This window comes from Salipaludibacillus neizhouensis (assembly GCF_002886185.1).
Lineage (GTDB): Bacteria > Bacillota > Bacilli > Bacillales > Salisediminibacteriaceae > Salipaludibacillus > Salipaludibacillus neizhouensis.
Window position 1 is genome coordinate 3213818 of sequence record NZ_KZ614146.1, and the last position, 19676, is coordinate 3233493.

The window sequence follows — 19676 nt, forward strand, 5'->3', positions numbered from 1 at the left end:
GGATTCGGACGTTTAATTTTTTTGGTTATTAATAACCACTCCTTGTAACTCTCGACAGCTAAAACGAAATTGAACAATCAGAGGAAGAAGGTTTATAAATAAAGGAAAAGCAAATATTAAAACGATAAAAAAAACGCGTAGCGTCTTTTGTTAAATACAGCGTGAGCTTTCGCCACCCCGAGTAGCACCTACATAGTCGTGTAGGTGCTACTCGGGGTAGGTTTCCCTTGATGCTTGTGACCTAAAGATAGCTGTCATCTTATACTTTCTTACCTGTAAAAAAAGACCTTTCTAGGTGTATGTTCTCTAGAACAACAACACTTAAAAAGGTCATGAAATATTGATTCAACATTAGTCACTTACAATTCTTATAGTCTTCTTAAATGAGTGATTTGGTCTGAAATATTCTAAAATCACAATTCTTCAAGATACTTATTTATTTTTTCTGTCGCTTCTTTCGCTGATTCTTTTACGTTTTTTCCACCGATCCCAACGTCTTCAAATAATGTCTTAATTGCATCACTTATTACTGGATAAGCCAGTGTACCTGGACGGTTCTTTGAATAATTTTGGACTTGATGCAAAAAAATATTTTTAGGATACTCATTAATTTCCGGCATATCTCTTGCTACAGAATACCGTGCAGGAATATCACCTGTTATCTCAGCATACTTTTTCATCCCATCATAGCTTGAAACATATTTAATAAATTCCCAAGCCTCGTCTTTATAGTTAGACTGAGATGATAATCCTAATGCCCATCCTCCGTTTGGAACAACTCGTTCCTTTGCCATTGGAAGAGGAGCAACACCGAAATATTCTCCTATTTTATGATTCGGTTTATTCTCATATTCTGCTAGTGTCCATGAACCAAGTACCGTCATAGCAAGTTTTCCAGATTCGAATGCACGCGGGGGTAATTCAACTTCGGCCACTTTATATTTATGATATAAATCCTGATAAAATTGCAAGGCCTCTAAAGCTTCCTTTGAGTCTAAATAATCAGTTGAAGTAGTTTCATCAGGACTTAAAACTTCTGCACCGAACTGCCAAAGAAGAGGTATCTTAAAATAAGCTGCAGCTTCGCCTTCCGCAAAACCCTGTGCTGGATCAATTCCATACACATCTTTATTTAATTTAGTAATCTTTTCAGCAATTACACGTACTTCGTCCCAAGTCATGGGTTCATTAGGATCTTCCGATGGAAACGGGATTCCGGCTTCTCTGAAAATATGTTTATTGTAAAACAAAGCGATACCCGATTCAACGACAGGTGCAAGAAATATTTCATCATTAAACTTCAGTACATTTAATGTAGCTTCAGGGATGTCATCAATATTCCCTTCGCTTTTCATGTATTGATCCAATGATAATAGTGATCCCGCATTTGCGTAAAGAGCCAAGTTAGGGTTATCGATTGTCATAATATCTGGTGGGTTTCCAGCTGCCAATTCAGTACGGAGCCTTACTTCGTAGTCATTATATGGTATGGATTTCATATTAATCACAGTGCTAGGGTGCTTTGCTTCAAACTCTGATATTAATTCTTCATATGCTTGATTTTCTGCCGAATTTCCCGCATTTCGCCAGAAAGTCAATTCTATTTGATCTTTAGTAATTTCTTCCCCGCTTGTATCCCTATTTTCATTTGAAAATGTGTGAAAAGACAATGCAACCCCTGTAATACAAAATAATATAATAACAATAGATAGCAAACTTAACCTCTTTTTCATATGCATTCCTCTCTTTCTAAGGTTGCATTATCTAATTACTTTCCCATTTATATCAAGAAAGTTTCGAAATTCAACTGGAGTTTTGCCAACGTGTTTTTTAAATACAGTACTAAAATACCCTGAATTGGAAAAACCGACTAAGTTGGCAACATCGATTATTTTTAGTCTTTCATCTTCAAGAAAGAATTTTGCTTTTTCCACTCGTAACTCAACTAGGTACTCGCTGTAATTTTTACCAATATGGTTTTTAAACGTATCTGATAAATAAGAACTATTGATATAAAATAATTCTGATAAAGAGGTGAGTGAAATTTCACTTGCATAATGTTCGTCCAAATACTGTCTGATATTATCCATTAACTGCCCGTTTGAAAAGCGCGCTACACTTATCTTTTCAACTATTACCTGTGCTAATTGAATAAGATGGTCTATCGATTTACTTTGAGAATTGAGTTCCCCAATACTCTGTTGACAATTCCACATCGACTTTTGGATATCTTTTGTTTCCATATTATATTTTTTAGCTAAAGAACCTAATAAAAAAAACACACGATTTGCAACAAAACAAAACGATAAAACAGATTGGTTTTCTGTTTTTTTTAATACTGTATTGACGGTATTCTTAAATGCTTCAATATTCATACCTTCAATAGCATTTGTTAATTGCCTCTCGAAATCAGGTTCAAATTCATATATTACGTCTCTAGTAACCGTCTCATTCATCACTTGAGAATGAGAGCCTAATTGACTTTGGCTCCAAGAAAGTAAACTCGAAATATAACCATTCTTCATTTCAGAAAGACCCGTAACAGTGTTGCCAATTCCTATCACTGTTTCTAAGTTCAAGCTAGTTTTCACACTTTGTTGAACTTTTTTAATTAGAATGGCAGTACTATTCGTCTGTTCTAAATCTATGATTTTTAGAAAGTGAACCATATTTGCATAACTCGGGTCATAAAATGAATAGGTTCCTCCAAGCTCTTTTGCTATTTCTTTACATATCATTTGGAATGGAAGGCAGAGTTTTTTTAAGTTAGTCAGATTATCCTCACATTCTCTAATTTCTACTGATAAAAATTTCACTTTAATATTCTCTTGAGCAAGATCTTCTAGTTGTAACTGCCACAGCCTCTCTAAAACATAGCTAAACTCTAACCATTCATCTTTTGCTAAATGTAGCAAAAATTGATCTTGTACTTCTTGTAAATGTGTTTCTGCAATCACATGTATCCTAGCTGATTCAATTTGTTTTCTCTTATCCTCTTCCACTTCTTTCCGGATTTTTCTTAACACTTCTAGTAATTCATCAGGGGCAACTGGTTTCAGCAAATAATCTTTGACACCCTCCTTCATGGAACTTCTCACATACTCAAAATCAGAATAACCTGATAATACAATTACTTTTATACCAGGAAATTCTTGCTGGCAATGTTTAGCTAATGCGATACCATCCATTATGGGCATTCTTATATCTGTAAGTACTACATCCACATTGATGTTTTGGAGTAGTTCAAGTGCTTCTTTACCATTAGAAGCCTCTTCTACAACTATAAACCCTTCTTCTTCCCAGTCGACTTTCATTCGTAAGCCTCTACGTATTTGAATCTCATCATCCGTTATTAAGACTTTCATCATGTTTCCCCCCTCCCTTCTAGGTTTATATAAAAGTAAATTTTTGTGCCCTTATTCTTTTCAGATTCAATATGATATGAAAAATTACTACTATAGTAAAGCTTTAATCTTCCAATCACATTTCTAAGCCCTATGCTCTTCCCTTTACTATCTAACACATTATTTGTTTCATTATTTCTTTCTTCATTTAATAAGTCTAAAATAACTTCCTTAGACATACCTATTCCATTATCCTTTATAAAAATAGCTAGCTGATTATTAACAATTTCTGTTTTAATGTGTATTTCTGCATATTTCTTCTCGATAAAACTATATTTAACTGCATTTTCAAGGAGTGGTTGTAAGATGAATTTTATTATTGGAATACTTTTTGTTTTAGGATCTTCTTCTATGTTAATTGTAATTGTTTCTTCATATCTTATTTTTAATATATCTGAAAAGTTGCGAATATAATTTAATTCCTCACCTAACTCCACGATATCACTTTTGGTATTCAAAGAATATCTCATCATCTTCCCTAAGTAAGAGGTTACATCCATCACTTCTTTGTTTTTTCCTTGAGCTGCTAATCCCCCTATAATTTCAAGCGTATTGTTTAAAAAATGAGGATTAATTTGCAATAACAAGGCTTTATATTCAGCATCTTTTCTAAGAATATTAGCTTGAAATTGAGTTTCAATTACGTATTTCAATTTATCAATCGTATGATCAAACACTTTTATTACGTAACCAATCTCATTGTTATCAGATTTTATTGTAGGCATAAAGTGCTTAGCCTCAATAAACTTTCCACGTTCAATATATCTCATGGCTTTTGTAAGTTTACCTAATGGGCTGACAATATTTGAAGAAAGCATGTAAGAAGCTACAATTGTTAATAAAAAGGCAATGCCACTTATCAATAATAAATTGCGTTGCAAATCATTGATTTTTGAGAACAAATCAGACTCCGTCACCTCACTAATAAGAGTCCAGTCGGCCATTGGTAATTTCTGATAAAAAATATAATAAATTTCTCCATTATAAGCAACTTCCTTTAAACCTTCTTCGTTATTACTGTTAGCTATAGCATCCGTGCTTTGATTTAATACCTTTTCAGGAATGTTTATATCTCCTTGCAATACACCATTGCCATTTTCATCAATCAGATATGCACTTCCACGTTGTCCAATAGTTATTTTATTTAATGCCGTTTCCAACAAATATGTTGGAAAATTAACTTTAATTACCCCACTTGCCTCAAAGGTATATAAATCAAATAGGGGCAAAATATAGCTATTTATATTACCGTTAAATTTCTGGTAAGGATCTATATGGGACTTTATATATCGTTGTTCATTTTGGGTAAATTCTTTAAACCAATCTACATCCTGTAACACAGGATTATCTCCCCAGGTTCCAGTACCATCATAAAGAAATACTGAAATCGACATATCATTCGAATTATTTACCATCATCGAAGTTAGCAAGTTTCTAAGATCATTCTTCTTTAATAAACCTTCTTTACTTGATGTATCAACATCTCCTTGCTCGAACTTCAACCAATCTTGAGTCGCTTGATTTACAAGTACCTGCTTCCCCAGATCTTGTGCCTGTGTAGTGATTGAATTAATGTATAGCGAATACTGATCCATCGATTCTACCGTTAGTTCCTGAGTCTGTTCTTTAATGAAAACTGTAAACCAGCTTGGAATAATAAAGGATAATATAATAAATGGCACCGTTAAAATACAAGTGAAAATGAGAAATAACCGACTTCGTAATGAATAAAACAGCCAATCCCCCTCCTATCTCATAGAACATATATAATTTTTAGAATATTAACAATCTTATCGTTAAGTCTATGTCAGCGCTTTTTATATGTCAATTTAGATTTTTGCGATCATAGGGACGGTTCTCTGCTTCATTTCTTCTTGAGAAATGAAGCAGAGAACCGCCCCCTCGTGTTATGATAAAAACAAAAAAAAGAAAGGTAAAATTTGTATGAGTGTCCTCTTGTTTTTACTTTGCTCCTATTTAATAGGATGTTTTATGACAGGAAATCTAGTCGCTTATTTTTCTGGAGTAAACCTACTTAACCATGGCAGTGGAAATATCGGAGCCCGAAACGCAGGTCGAGTTTTAGGAAAAATGGGATTTATAGTGACATTTATCGGGGATGCTATCAAAGGAGCTCTTGTTGTTGGTGGGGCTATTTTGCTCGGATATGACGAAGTATTTCAATTATTCGCTTTAATATGTGTCATTTCGGGACACATATGGCCCATTTTGTACCGTTTTCGAGGCGGTAAAGGAATTTCAAGCCTTGTCGGTGGTTTAGCTGCCTTTAACGTTCTATTACTTCTCATGATTGTTATTATTTTTGTAGTCCTCTTCATTTTTTTGAAAAGTTTTAGCTTCACCGGTCTCATCTCATTTCTATTTTCGCCTTTTCTTTCGTATTTACTCTATCAAAATAGTTATATTTTTTGGATACTTTTTCTCAATATCGGAATCGTTTTTTATGCTCACCGCGAAAATATTACTGAAATAATACATGAAAAGGAGAAATCATTATGAGCTATACTTTTAACATTGCATCCCAACAAAGTGAGTTTGACCAAATCCATCATTTAAATTATAAAACTTTTGTAGACGAAATTCCTCAACACGAGACGAACCAGTCTAAAATACTCGTCGACAAATTTCATGAAGAAAATACATACCTTATTTGTTGTAAGGATGACCTTGTAATCGGGATGTTGGCAATCAGGGACAACCGACCTCTTTCATTGGAAAATAAACTTGAAAATTTAGAAGAGCTACTTCCTAAAGGATATGATCATTATTGTGAGATAAGGTTATTAACCGTAGAAATAGAATATAGAATAGGACGTGTATTTAGAGGTTTGTCCCAGATATTGGCAAGGTATTGCATTCAAAAAGGCTATGATTTAGGGCTGATATCAGCAACAACGCGACAATTAAAATTATATAAACAGCTAGGATTTCAACCGTTTGGTGATTTAGTTGGCAGTGAAGGGGCATTCTATCAGCCTATGTATCTAACCAAAGAAACGTTTAATGAATCGACTGCCGGTAAGGTTGCATCTAAGCCAATCAGTTTCCTTCCAGGTCCAGTTCCCGTCCATCAATTTGTTCAAAAAGCCCTTGCATCCGCTCCGATTCCACACCGTTCCAATCAGTTTCAACTTTTGATGGATAGTGTGAAACAATCTCTTCTTTCCATGACATCTGCTAATTATATGGAGATTCTTGTCGGCACGGGTACATTAGCTAATGATGTCATTGCTGCTCAGCTTTCATTGCATCAAGGAAAGGGATTAATTCTCCTAAATGGAGAGTTTGGTCAACGTATAAAAGATCATGCTTTACGGGCAAATCTATCTTTTGAAGTCATAGACAAATCCTGGGGAACTCCTTTTTCTGATGCTGAAATTATATCAAAAATAGAAAAAGGAGATATTTCCTGGCTATGGATGGTTCACAGTGAAACATCGACTGGAATGCTGAATTCGGTTGAAAAAATCAAAGAAATATGTGAACGTTATCAAGTTCATCTCTGTTTAGACTGTATAAGTTCTTTAGGAGCCCTTCCGCTGGATCTGCAAGGTGTTTATCTGGCCTCCGGTGTTAGTGGCAAGGCAATAGGCTCCTATACAGGCTTATCTTTTGTTTTTCATCAAGAAAATATACCCCCTTCTAACCGATTACCGCGATACCTTGATTTAGGGATGTATCAAATGCAAAATAGTGTCCCATATTCTCATACTTCTAATTTAATGTGCGCCTTAAAGGAAGCTTTAAAACAATATGAGAGTAATAATAGATACGATAAAATTGCTGCTGATATCTCGTTAGTTAGCGCCTCACTAGCTGAAGCAGGAATCTCTGTTTTATTAAATGCTGAGAACTCTTCTCCATTTATAATAACCATTCCCTTATCCTCTGATTATTCGTCGACTGAAATAGGAAAGTACCTTGAGATGCAGGGAATCTTCGTTCATTTTGAAAGTGACTATTTAAAACAACGAAACTGGATTCAAATTGCCTGTTTGGGCGAATATAAAAAACGAGATCTCACTAATATGGTCAAGACACTACATCAAAAGATTAAAACCCCTCAAGGGCAATCGTAGGGACGGTTCTCTGCTTCATTTCTCGCGGAGAAATGAAGCAGAGAACCGTCCCCTTGGTTACTTGACATACTAGCAAAAAGACTGTATCTTTAAATTTAATTGAATATTTGAATCATTCTTATCAAGAGAGGTGGAGGGACTGGCCCTTTGAAACTTCGGCAACAGACTTTTCTCAAGTACTGTGCTAATTCCAGAGCTATTTGCTTGAAGATAAGAAGAGAATGGCGGTTATTCCCCCCTCTTCTTCATTGAAGTGGGTTTTTTTAATTTTACAGAAAGAAGGGATTATTTATGACAAGTACTATTACTAAGGCTCCTTTTAGAGCAGATCATGTAGGGAGTTTACTTCGCCCGGAAGTTTTGCATCAGGCAAGAAAAGATTTTAAAGAAGGTAACATTTCAGCTGGACAATTGAGAGAAGTAGAGACTCAGGAAATCAAACACATTGTTGACAAACAAATTGAAGTCGGACTTCAAGCTGTCACAGACGGTGAATTCAGACGAAGATTCTGGCACACTGATTTCCTAGAGCATTTAAATGGAATTGAAGGCTATGTTCCTGAACACGGTTATAAATTTGATGGGATTGAAACAGAAAGATATGACATCCGTTGTAACGGAAAAATTTCCTTTAATCCTAATCATCCATTCATCGAAGATTTCATTGAATTTAAAGAAATTGTTGGCGACAAAGCTGTAGCAAAACAAACGATTCCGAGTCCAAACCAACTATTTAATGCTGGAATTCAGAATCCCGAGTTTTATCCAGACCTGGAGGAATTCACAAACGATATTATCCAAGCTTACCGAGATGCGATTAAAGCATTTTACGACGCTGGGTGTCGCTACATACAATTAGATGATGTATATATTGCTGGACTGTGTGCACCTACACTACCATTCAGTTCTAGTAATTTAACTAGAGAAAAATTAATTGATCTAGCACTCCATGTTGTAAACAGTGTTCTTGAAGATAAACCAGAAGATTTAACGGTGACTACCCACCTTTGCCGTGGAAACTATCGCTCTACATGGGCCTTTGAAGGGGCATATGACAAAATAGCTCCTACATTGTTTGCGAAAGAAAATGTAGATGGCTTTTTCCTTGAATATGACGATGATCGTTCAGGGGATTTCAAACCTTTGGAGTACATTCCTAATGGAGGAGCGCAAGTTGTACTTGGTATATTCACATCAAAGTTTGGTGAACTAGAAGATAAGGAAACTATTAAAGCTCGCGTTCAAGAAGCAACGAACTATGTACCTTTGGAGCAATTATGCATAAGTCCGCAATGCGGATTTGCGTCCACTCACCACGGCAACAAACTTACGGAAGATGAGCAATGGGCAAAACTCAAATATATTGTAGATGTCGCTAACGAGATTTGGGAGTAATTTCTCCTAAACTAAAAATAAAGGATTCGCCTTGTAATGGAGGTGGATCCTTTATTTTTCTGTATCTCGCATTTATTTAGGACTTCAGCGAAATAGTTACTCAAGTTTCGATTCAATCGCTTGCTTCTAAAACCTTAGTGGGTTAAATTGACAAATTGTATACAATCAAAACGATATCAACTGTATACAAGTGGATACAATAAAGGGAGATCTATACGATGAAAAAGGAAGATTTAAACGATCTTAAGAAAAAAGGACCATCACCGAGGTGGTGGTCATAAAGGAAAAGACCATCGTTCTCATCATCGTGGTCCAAAAACCTTTCGGCGAGGGAGAGCAATCGCCTTTTTAGAAATGATGAATCTTAAACGGTCCACGATTAAGCAGCAGTTAGAAGAACCAGAGTTTCAATCTATTAATCAACTTCTTATTGGTGAATTAAAAGCAATGGATATGGTCATCAACGAATTCATTCAATTATTCGGAATGGATGAAAGTGAAGAATCGGAAACACCTGTTAAAAAAGATGAAAACACGGAAAATTCTTCATCAGAAAATAAAGAAAAAAATGAGAAAGGGATTGATTCCGATGAAACAAATTAACAGGTATATCGATTCAGTTTTTAATAAAGAAGATGCTCTATTAGAAGAGGTCATCTCGTCTATCAAAGAAAACGAAATGCCTCCTATATCAGTATCTCCATCGTCAGGAAAACTTTTAACGATGCTTATATCGATTTCAAAAGCTAAAAATGTACTGGAAATAGGGGCCCTTGGGGGTTACAGTGGCATTTCTATTGCTAGAGGATTCGGGAAAGAGGGACAATTAACTTCTCTTGAATTAGAAGAGAGCTACTCAAAGCTAGCAAATAACAATCTGTCTAAGGCAGGCTTTGCAGATCAAGTACATTATATTACTGGCCCAGCCTTAGACAGCCTTGAAAAACTGGTGAGCGACGATAAGCAATTTGATTTTTTCTTTATTGATGCTGACAAAGAGAATTATGAAAACTATCTCAATTACTGCATTAAATTAGCGGAACCTGGTGCTCTAATAGTTTGTGATAATGTACTGGCTGGTGGCAGTGTCGCAGACCAGGACGCAAAACCTAAACGTTATACTGAATTTATGAAGAAATTCAATGAGACAGTGGCCAATCATCCTCAATTAGAGTCACTGCTTATTCCACTCGGTGATGGTATGACAATGTCCAAAGTAATGAAATAAAAGAATATTTGTGTTTGATAAAATTAGTCCGCCTGTAGCGTATGTTACCTCTGGTCGAAGGAAGAAGTCTCTCCTCTAATAAAAGACTTCTTCTTCTTTTAATCTTCGTTAGTATCTTCTTGGTTCAAAGCTTCTTCTTCACCTGTTGTACTGCTGGTATTCGTATCATCTTGTTCCGGATCTGCTTCTTCTTCTGTTGTATTTTTTTCTTCCGCACTATTTGATTCTACTTCTGAATTTGTCTGCTCTTGCTCCGTTTTATTTGCACTTTCATTCCCTTCTGTCTGCTCAGGTTCTGATTCCGCCTGATTTACTTCTGTCTGTTCTGGCTCCGCTTCTACTTCGTTTAGCTGCTCTTGCTCTGCTTCTTTTACACTTTCATTTTCTTCCGTCTGCTTCTCCGACTCTGTTTCTGTCTCATTTTCTTCTGTTGCTTCGGGCTTCGGCTCAGACTCTATTTCTTCATTTCCCTCTGTTTTCTCTTGCTCCGCTTCACCTACGCTATTCTCTTCTTTAGACCCCTCAGGTTCTGCCTCTGGTTTATTTTCTTCTGTCTGTTCTGGCTCCGCTTCTTCTAAATTTTCACTTTCTTCCGTCTGTTCAGGCTTTGCTTCTTCATCTTCCACGTTGCCTTCTGGCTGGTCTGATTCCGAACCTTCTCCCTCTTCATTCCTTTCTGACTGCTCCGGTTCTGGCTCAGAGTTCTCTTCTACGTCTTGATCCACAGAGTTATCATCCTCTATTTGATTGCTGTCGTTTGATTCCGGTACCTCATCTTTAGGTTCTGATTGCTTCTTCTCCAGCTCTTCTTCAACAAGGCTGTATGCATCTTCAACGGTTGTTCCAGAAACAAATAATTCTGTTACAATATCATCCTTGTCTGAACTGCCAGTTGCTCTTTCACCAGTTGACGTATCAATGGTTATCTCTTCCACAGAATCGGGCTTCACGAAATCATGAGTCTCTTCATCTACCATTTCTGTCATTACTTCTTTAAATATAAGTCGCGCAATTTGCTTATCCTCATCTGTTTTTATATAGTTTTCATCACTCACTTGTGGGTATCCTGTCCATACAGCAACAGTATAATTTGAGGTATAACCAGCAAACCAAACGTCAGGTACGCCATCTGAAATAGTGTATTTTTGTTTTGTTTCTTCATTAAAGTTTGTCGTGCCTGTTTTTCCCGCAACTGCTACGCCTTCAATATTTGCCAGACGACCAGTTCCTTCTTCTACGACGGATTGCAGCATATCGGTTACCATATATGAGGTGGCATCACTCATTGCCTGCACCGGTTCAGGCTGCATATTAATCTCTTTCCCATCAGGAAATACTACTTTTTTAATCACATGAGGCTCATTATACATTCCCTCATTTCCAAATGCAGCGTAAGCACCAGCAAGCTCTAACGGAGAAATTCCTTCCTTAAGAGATCCAAGTGCATAGGATTCATAGAGAGGTCCTTCCATCGATAAACCAACATTGGAGGCAAATTCACTTGCCCGTTCACTCCCCACTTCCTGAAAAGTTTTAACGGCTGGTATATTCCATGATCGTGTTAATGCTTCACGCATGGATACAATCCCGTGATAATTCCCATTATAATTAGTTATCACCTGATCAGAATCCGTATAAGTCATTTCTTCATCTTCTATTTGTTGATAGGTTGACCAGTTTAAGTACTCAATTGCCGGACCATAACTTAGTATCGGTTTAATTGTTGAACCTGGAGACCGTTGAATATTTGTTGCATAGTTGGATCGACTCTTCCCGGACTCTTGATTCCGCCCGCCTCCTACTGCTTTAATTTCACCTGTTTGATTATCAATAAGGGTTAATCCTGCTTGAAAACGCTCATCAGGATACGAGATATATTCATCCGAATTCAACACTTTCTCCACATGTTCTTGCGCGGTTTTGTCATAAGTCGTATAAATTTCCAGACCACCATTGTAAATCATGGAGGCATCTATCTCTTCCATGCTCTCAAGCTCTTTATAAACGAGGTCCATAAATGCATCTGAAATCTCGTAATTACTTCTATTTCCTTCGATCATATCTTCTATCGAGACACTTTTTGCCTCCTCATACTCTTCGTCTGTGATAAAACCTTGATCCTTCATCACAAATAACACCGTATTACGGCGCTCTTCTCCTAGTTCAGGATGTTGAAATGGATCATAGCCAGAAGGCCGTTGAGGAAGGCCTGCTAATAAAGCTGCTTCTTCAATCGTTAACTCCTCCAGAGTTTTCCCGAAGTAAGCATCAGCTGCACTTACAATTCCGTGAGCACCATTACCAAAGTAAATTTTGTTTAAATAAAACTCCAGAATTTCATCTTTCGTATATTTTTTCTCTACTTCAAGAGCCAGATAGGCTTCTTGAACCTTTCTTTCTATTGATTTCTCCGAGGTTAAAAGAGAGTTCTTAACTACCTGTTGCGTTATCGTACTCCCTCCTTCAGAGCCAAAACCATCCGTAATATTTGATAAAATAGCTCCCCCAATCCTTTTTGCATCAAGACCTGAATGCTCATAAAAACGAGTATCTTCGATGGCAATGAATGCATCTCGAACATGTTGCGGAATATGTTCAATCTGAGTAGATTGACGGTCTTCTCCATTATCTAAAGTGACCATTTCTTCACCTGTATGATCATATAATGTAGACGAGTTCGAATATATAAAGGTATCATCATCAATAGACGGAGCACTCTGAACCAGGCTATAAACATGGATGCTACCAACTACCCCGGTTACAAGGAAAAATAGCAAAAATATTATAATAGCTCTCATAAGAAAAGATTGCTTTTTACTTCTCTTTTTTGTTGCACGTTTTTTCTCCATCATTTACCTCCCAATAAAATCTAAACCTAAACTACTAGATTCCCAACTCGATAAAAACTAAAACAAGGGAAAAAATGGAGTTTTATAGCTTTTGTAAAATATAGAGTAGGAAAAAATCACTCGGTTTAAAAAGTTCCTCCATAATGAAAGAATTACCAATTACTGTGAATCCCTATATGAATTCGTTGTATAATGGTTAAGGCAATATCTTGAAACTTTAGTGACATAGAATCGTACTCTTCGATATAAGGAGGCTATGCTTTAATAAACGAAATGATACATACCCTTGCATTTTAAAATCAAAATTCATAGAAAAAGAAGGTGTTTATTAGAATGATAAAGGAACAACCAAAGACACTAAAACCTTTTCTCTCTCTTATACTATCTACCAAAATACCTAAAATCGCATTGACTCTAGGGTTAGTTGGAAGTCTCGTTACCACACTAGTAGGGCTTTCCATCCCACTGCTCACAAGAGAAATGGTCGACGGATTTTCAATGGAATCATTAAATACTTTTCTAATTGGGATCATCATTATCGTTTTTATTTTGCAAGCAGTCATCGATGGATTATCCATGTATGCCCTGGCATTTGTCGGGCAAAAAATAGTCGCCAACCTCAGAGAAAAAATGTGGTTCAAACTTTTACGCTTACCGGTCAATTATTATGACAAAAATAAAAGTGGAGAAACGGTTAGTCGTGTTGTCAATGACACAGGAATTGTAAAAGACCTAATCTCCCAACACTTCCCTCAGTTTATCGGTGGCGTTATTACCATTATTGGTGCTGTGACGATTTTGCTGTTTATGGATTGGAAAATGACTTTATTAATGTTAATTGCTGTTCCAATCACTGTCCTTTTTATGGTTCCACTTGGAAGCAAAATGTCAAAAATATCGCGTGGTCTGCAAGATGAAACAGCAAGTTTTACAGGCAGTGTACAGCAAACACTTAGTGAAATTCGTTTAATGAAAGCCTCCAATGCAGAAAGCACAGAGGAAAAGAAAGGGCTATCTAGAATTGATAAGCTTTTCTCCTATGGATTAAGAGAAGGGCTCATTTTTGCCCTCGTTGCCCCACTGATGTATCTCGTCGTCATGGTCGTTATTGTCATCATTATCGGATACGGAGGAATTCGAGTAGCAGAGGGCACCATGACCACTGGCTCGCTTGTTGCTTTTTTACTCTATCTCTTCCAAATCATCTTCCCGATTACATCGTTCACCATGTTTTTTACCCAATTACAAAAAGCAAAGGGTGCCACGGAACGAATTATTGATATATTAAAAATTAACGTAGAGGACGGCCAAGAAGGAAAAGACATAGATATCGCCAATCAAGCCATCTATGTTAGGAATGTATCCTTCTCCTACAGTGAAGAGGAAGCTGTCATTAAAGACGTTTCCTTTGACGTGCAGCCGGGAATGATGGTTGCTTTTGCAGGTCCAAGCGGTGGCGGTAAAACGACGATGTTCGGACTGCTGGAGCGCTTTTACGTCCCAATTTCAGGTGACATTATAATTGGAACCACACCTATTAAAGAGTTGTCCATGAGTTCCTGGAGAAGTCAAATCGGGTATGTTTCACAAGATAGTCCGATGATGGCAGGTACGATCCGTGAAAATCTTTGCTACGGGTTAGAAGATCGACAAGATATTACCGACGAGCGTCTATGGGAAGTGGCGAAAATGGCCTATGCTGCAGAGTTTATTAAAGAGTTTCCAAAAGATCTCGATACGGAGGTTGGAGAACGTGGCGTGAAAGTATCCGGCGGTCAAAGGCAACGTATTGCTATCGCCCGTGCATTTCTGAGAGATCCCAAGATTTTAATGATGGATGAAGCAACTGCGAGTCTTGATAGCCAATCGGAAGGAATCGTTCAACAAGCTTTGGCTCGTTTAATGGAAGGCAGAACGACCTTTGTCATCGCTCACCGGTTATCGACCATCGTAAACGCTGATAAAATCATTTTTATTGAAAAAGGCCAAATAACCGGAATTGGTACTCACCGAGAGCTCGTTCAATCACATGATCTCTATAGAGAGTTTTCGGAACAGCAGTTGACTTAAAAAGAATTTATATACTTAGTGGATTACCGATAAAATGCTATAAGAGAATGTTCAAAAAGGTAGTTTTTTTACCTTTTTAAACATTCCCTAAGTGTTATTTTATACATCTCCTTGCATACTCTGGAAACAATCTTGGCAACGCGCTTGATTAGTTAGTGAAACAAAAAAGCAATGCTCCGATTATTAAAGCATCGCCACCCGCCAGTTCCAGAAAAAAATTATAAAAGTTTTAGTTAGCATCTTTATTACTTTGTAAATCTTTTTCATACCAAATCTGAAAACCATATATTAAAAGGGCTACTCCGATCATAATTAAATAAGTAATATCTGGTGACATTTCGCCTGAAGCTAATCCAAGTTTTTGTTGGATTGGATACCATAAATATATGTATACACCATCCAATATTAGGTTTGTTATTAAATAAATAGTAAATTTTCCGTAGGTTAACTTAAAAATCCATAATGTTGCTACTAAATATGCACTATATACCCAAGGAATATTTGCAACTTTATCCCATTCAAACAGCCCAGGTTCTCTCCACCAATTATAATGATATGCAGCTTGGTAAATAAGAGTGTTGACTACAGTAACAAACAATGCCACTGGAAGAAATCTTCTTAGAGTTTTATCTCCAATTAGCACCAGTGTTGCAACAGGAGTTAGAAACATTAGCCATTGCATTATTTGTATCACATTCATCCTCCTTATCAATTAATAATTCAATTTATCTAATTATCCCCCTATGTTTAGATTAAATGTATTGATGGGTACTATATATTTAGTTATACACTTCCACTTATCCCCACTCTAAACAAGTTCTCTTATATTTTTCTATTAACGTTTGGTCTTAAAAGTACAATTTCCCATATTTCTACAATATACGACATAAACCGAATATTATTAAGATATAATAGTGTTCACATACTCTAATAAGGACTAGTAAGTCTAAAACTCGAATAGAGCCCGAATTTCACATGTGCTAATAGGACTTTATTCGTTTACACTATAAAAGCCCCCTTTTATTTAAATTCTTAATTACCTCTCTACTATATTCCTTCATTTATCTCGCACCAAATTTTCTCACAGATAGACTGTTGCAAAGGTGGATAAGTTATTAGAGAGATTGATGGTTTTCCTAAAAATTTATATTTGGTGTTAGTGTAGTTAACTAATTTTAAGGGTTAGTAAATTTCTTAAAAAAATTAGTTCTTTTTAATATGGGTTTTACATTTTTATATGTTTCTCCAATCGAAGTAAAGCCCACTTCGAACAAATCAAAAATGGGAGTTGTTTTTTTTAATATGAAGAATGCTTCAGTTGTTTTTTACGCATCATTATTGATAGTGGCAGGTATTGTTCTAATGGGAATAACAATGCCTGATTCGTTAGAAAGTATCACTAGAAACACACGAGGTTTTATTACCAGTTCATTCGGTTGGTATTACTTAGGAATAGTATCCGTATTTGTATTCGTATGTTTTTATTTATTAGTGAGTCCAGTCGGTCGAATAAAACTTGGAAAACAAGAGGACAAGCCTGAATTTTCGCGACCAACATGGCTCGCAATGCTTTTTAGTGCAGGTGTTGGTATTGGTTTAATTTTCTATGGTACAGCCGAACCCATTAGTCACTACGCAGTAAGTTCACCTACAGGAGAAATTGGCACTCATCAAGGCATAAAGGATGCAATGAGGTTTACATTTTTTCACTGGGGTATACATGCATGGGCAGTCTATGGGTGCGTTGCCTTATCTATTGCTTACTTTACCTTTAGAAAAGGTGAACGCGTCTTAATTAGCAGAACATTAAGACCATTGATTGGCAAGCATGCAGATGGACCAATTGGTAATGTTATTGATGTCATAGCTGTTATTTCAACTGTTATCGGGGTTGCAACAACACTAGGTTTTGGTGCAATGCAAATAAATGGAGGACTATTTTACTTATTTGGAATACCAATTAATATGACAACTCAAACTGTAATCGTCCTTATTGTTACAGCCTTATTTATGATATCTGCATTAACTGGTTTAAGCAAAGGCATTAAGATCCTAAGTAATTTAAATATGGGACTTTCCGCCTTCCTTTTCTTAATTGTATTTGTATTTGGATCAACACTTTTCACTTTAAATTTATTTATTGATACTATAGGGGCTTACATGCAAAATTTCATTAATATGAGTTTTCGAATTGCCCCATTTAACGTAGAGGCTCGAAACTGGATTAATGATTGGACAATCTTCTATTGGGCATGGTGGATTGCTTGGTCTCCATTTGTAGGTATTTTTATCGCCAGAATATCCAAGGGAAGAACAATCCGCGAATTTGTTATATATGTTCTACTAGTTCCATCACTTATTGGTTTCCTATGGTTTACAACATTCGGAGGTGCAGCAATTACAGCAGAAATGTCTGGATTGCTTTCAATATCTTCGTTATTACCCGAAGAATCGCTTTTCGGAGTTTTAGAAAGTTATCCATTTAGCATGGCATTATCCATTTTAGCCATTCTTATTATTGTTACGTTCTTTGTCACATCCGCAGACTCTGGTACATTCGTTATAGGTATGATGACAACTAACGGATCGCAAAATCCAAGTAATCAAATTAAGGTAATTTGGGGAATATTTCTTTCCATTACTGCTCTTGCTCTACTTTATTCTGGTGGATTGCAAGCTCTTCAAAACACTATGATCATTGCAGCTCTTCCATTTTCTGTTATTATAGGGCTAATGGTAATTAGTTTGCTTAAATCTTTACATAAGGAAGCAAGAGAGTTGGGAATTGGACAGATAATAACTAGGAAGAAAAAAGAAAACAAATGATAAACTAACCAATGAAAATGCTAAGGAAGATATATAATTGTATTTTGATTAAAGAAAGCCTTGTATCAACTCCAAGTTGATACAAGGCTTTCTAACTAACCAAGGTGATGTGTGACACCCTTAACTTCGAAAATACATTTTTGTATATTGTAAAATTACAGGAATATATTATAATCAAAGTAAATAGTATTTAGGAAAAATTGTAAATTGAGGAAAAATTTAAAGTCCAATAAGAGGACGAAGATTTTGGGGGAATTTATTTGGAGCAGGTGTTTAAACAGGCAGAGAATAATAGTTCATCGAAGAAACGATTCAGCTGGTTTAAAAATTGGAAAATGATTATTTTGATTGCGATTATTGTCATTGCAGTTATTTTTGCGGCACTGTTTTTTTATCAGAAGACACATTTTAACTCGAATATTACGATTAATGACATTGAAGTCAGGGGCCTGACAGCTGATCGCGCCCTTGAAAAATTACAAGCATCTGTATTAACTAATAATGTCTATATTGGAGAAGAAATCGTTACAGGAAAAGAGACACAAATGGCGTTTTCAGAAAGCGACTTGCCGGAGATTAAAAATTTACTGCAAAGGCAGTGGACATTCTTTCCTTCTTCAGAAGCAAAAACATATTCCATAACACCAGTTATACAGGACAAATACCGCAGCGAAGAATTGAAAACGGAGCTTGAACAAGAACTCATCTACATGAATCAGGTTTTACAACCTCCCACAGACGCCAAGGCCAGTATTGAGAATGGTGAAATAATAATCTCTGAAAGCGCTGATGGGGAGCAATATGATATCAGTAGTCTAATAGAGGAATACGACAACCATGAATATACGAGTGAGATTAACTTGAGCCCTGTTTATTTGCAGGCAGTAAAGGAAGACAGTGAGATCATACAGAACCAGGTGGAAAAACTCCAGAAATTCCTTGACCACAATGTGGAGTATGAAATCCAGGATCAAGTTTATTCATTAAAGGCCAGCGAACTTATTCTCGATGCTTCTCTATCGGAAAATATGGATGTGCTGATAGACTCTGATACTATATTTGAAAAAATCGCTGAAATTAATGATTCCCATTCCAACTTAGGAAAAGATTTCAGCTTTAAAACACATTCAGGTTCCGTTCTCTCCGTTAAGGGTGAAGGGTACGGCTGGGCGCTCGAGGCAGAAAAAGAAGCAGCTTTGATTAAGGAAGCCTTTGAGGCTGGTGAAAAATCAATTTCCCCTTCCAATATTTATGGGAATGGTTGGGAAGGCGAAGGTTATGGATACGAAACTACTTCAAATAACGGAATTGGTGATACTTATGCAGAAGTATCTATCAAAGATCAGCGTATGTGGATTTACAAAGACGGAGAATTAGTTGTGGACACTCATGTGGTGACGGGCAGACAAAGCACACAGCAGGATACAGCGCCGGGAGTATGGTATATCCTTTTCAAACGCACGCCATATACACTTACAGGCACTTCAGCAGATGAATCCGAATATGCCACCGATGTCGATTACTGGGCCCCCTTTACAAACAGCGGACAGGGATTCCACGATGCAGGTTGGCGCACGAACTGGTCAAGCAACGCCTACTCAACAGAAGGATCTAATGGTTGCGTTAACGTACCCCCTGATATTATGAAGAAAGTGTATGAAAATTTAAACGTTTATGATCCGGTTGTAATCTATTGAGAAAAACGGCATAGCCGTCTTTAAATAATTGATAGCTTTACTCTCGCTTTTTCTCCGACATTTTTATTGCCAGTCTTGTGCCATTCTGCCTGAGAATGTTCCCCAGT

General features: G+C 36.6%; 13 protein-coding genes and 1 riboswitch. Of the genes, 8 read left to right on the forward strand and 5 right to left on the reverse strand.

Going from position 1 to position 19676, the window contains the following annotated elements:
* Nucleotides 1-413: 413 nt before the first annotated feature.
* The 3 genes from CEF18_RS15105 to CEF18_RS15115 are packed head-to-tail and all read right to left on the reverse strand — an operon-like array spanning nucleotide 414 to nucleotide 4999.
* Nucleotides 414-1733 carry an ABC transporter substrate-binding protein gene (locus CEF18_RS15105; protein ID WP_110937221.1) on the reverse strand — a complete coding sequence of 440 codons (1320 nt, stop codon included), beginning with the start codon at nucleotides 1731-1733 and terminating at the stop codon, nucleotides 414-416.
* Between the two features lie 27 nt (nucleotides 1734-1760).
* On the reverse strand, nucleotides 1761-3368 hold the full coding sequence (locus CEF18_RS15110) for a response regulator transcription factor (protein ID WP_223292322.1): 1608 nt from the start codon (nucleotides 3366-3368) through the stop codon (nucleotides 1761-1763).
* Entirely contained in the window at nucleotides 3365-4999 is a 1635-nt protein-coding gene (locus CEF18_RS15115) for a sensor histidine kinase (RefSeq protein ID WP_110937223.1), read from the reverse strand. Before CEF18_RS15115 ends, CEF18_RS15110 begins: the two co-directional genes overlap by 4 nt.
* A gap of 349 nt (nucleotides 5000-5348) precedes the next feature.
* On the opposite strand from CEF18_RS15115, the gene CEF18_RS15120 reads away from it, so the two are divergent.
* From CEF18_RS15120 to CEF18_RS15140, 5 genes are all read left to right on the forward strand, one after another.
* Entirely contained in the window at nucleotides 5349-5924 is a 576-nt protein-coding gene (locus CEF18_RS15120; RefSeq protein WP_223292323.1) for a glycerol-3-phosphate acyltransferase, read from the forward strand.
* Nucleotides 5921-7504: an aminotransferase class V-fold PLP-dependent enzyme gene (locus tag CEF18_RS15125; RefSeq protein WP_110937225.1), complete on the forward strand. Its 1584-nt coding sequence runs from the start codon at nucleotides 5921-5923 to the stop codon at nucleotides 7502-7504. The genes CEF18_RS15120 and CEF18_RS15125 overlap by 4 nt, the downstream gene beginning before the upstream one ends.
* Before the next feature lie 115 nt (nucleotides 7505-7619).
* Nucleotides 7620-7721, forward strand: a riboswitch (SAM riboswitch).
* A 74-nt stretch (nucleotides 7722-7795) separates the two neighbouring features.
* Nucleotides 7796-8899 carry a 5-methyltetrahydropteroyltriglutamate--homocysteine S-methyltransferase gene (locus CEF18_RS15130; RefSeq protein WP_110937226.1) on the forward strand — a complete coding sequence of 368 codons (1104 nt, stop codon included), beginning with the start codon at nucleotides 7796-7798 and terminating at the stop codon, nucleotides 8897-8899.
* Between the two features lie 240 nt (nucleotides 8900-9139).
* On the forward strand, nucleotides 9140-9502 hold the full coding sequence (locus CEF18_RS15135) for a hypothetical protein (protein ID WP_110937227.1): 363 nt from the start codon (nucleotides 9140-9142) through the stop codon (nucleotides 9500-9502).
* Nucleotides 9390-10127: an O-methyltransferase gene (locus CEF18_RS15140; protein WP_223292324.1), complete on the forward strand. Its 738-nt coding sequence runs from the start codon at nucleotides 9390-9392 to the stop codon at nucleotides 10125-10127. The genes CEF18_RS15135 and CEF18_RS15140 overlap by 113 nt, the downstream gene beginning before the upstream one ends.
* A 98-nt stretch (nucleotides 10128-10225) precedes the next feature.
* Here the strand turns inward: CEF18_RS15140 and CEF18_RS15145 are convergent, their stop codons facing one another.
* Nucleotides 10226-12976: a transglycosylase domain-containing protein gene (locus CEF18_RS15145; protein WP_183041078.1), complete on the reverse strand. Its 2751-nt coding sequence runs from the start codon at nucleotides 12974-12976 to the stop codon at nucleotides 10226-10228.
* Between the two features lie 333 nt (nucleotides 12977-13309).
* Here CEF18_RS15145 and CEF18_RS15150 point away from each other — a divergent pair, with 333 nt between their 5' ends.
* The gene (locus CEF18_RS15150; protein WP_110937230.1) at nucleotides 13310-15046 is read left to right on the forward strand and encodes an ABC transporter ATP-binding protein; all 1737 of its coding nucleotides are present in this window, start codon (nucleotides 13310-13312) and stop codon (nucleotides 15044-15046) included.
* 229 nt (nucleotides 15047-15275) lie between these two features.
* On the opposite strand, the gene CEF18_RS15155 is transcribed toward CEF18_RS15150, so the two are convergent.
* Entirely contained in the window at nucleotides 15276-15740 is a 465-nt protein-coding gene (locus CEF18_RS15155) for a hypothetical protein (protein ID WP_223292325.1), read from the reverse strand.
* Nucleotides 15741-16348: 608 nt separating this feature from the next.
* Here CEF18_RS15155 and CEF18_RS15160 point away from each other — a divergent pair.
* A complete protein-coding gene (locus tag CEF18_RS15160) occupies nucleotides 16349-17872 on the forward strand; it encodes a BCCT family transporter (protein ID WP_110937232.1) in 1524 nt (507 codons plus the stop codon).
* Nucleotides 17873-18132: 260 nt separating this feature from the next.
* The gene (locus tag CEF18_RS15165) at nucleotides 18133-19569 is read left to right on the forward strand and encodes a L,D-transpeptidase family protein (protein ID WP_223292326.1); all 1437 of its coding nucleotides are present in this window, start codon (nucleotides 18133-18135) and stop codon (nucleotides 19567-19569) included.
* The last annotated feature ends 107 nt before the right edge of the window (nucleotides 19570-19676 follow it).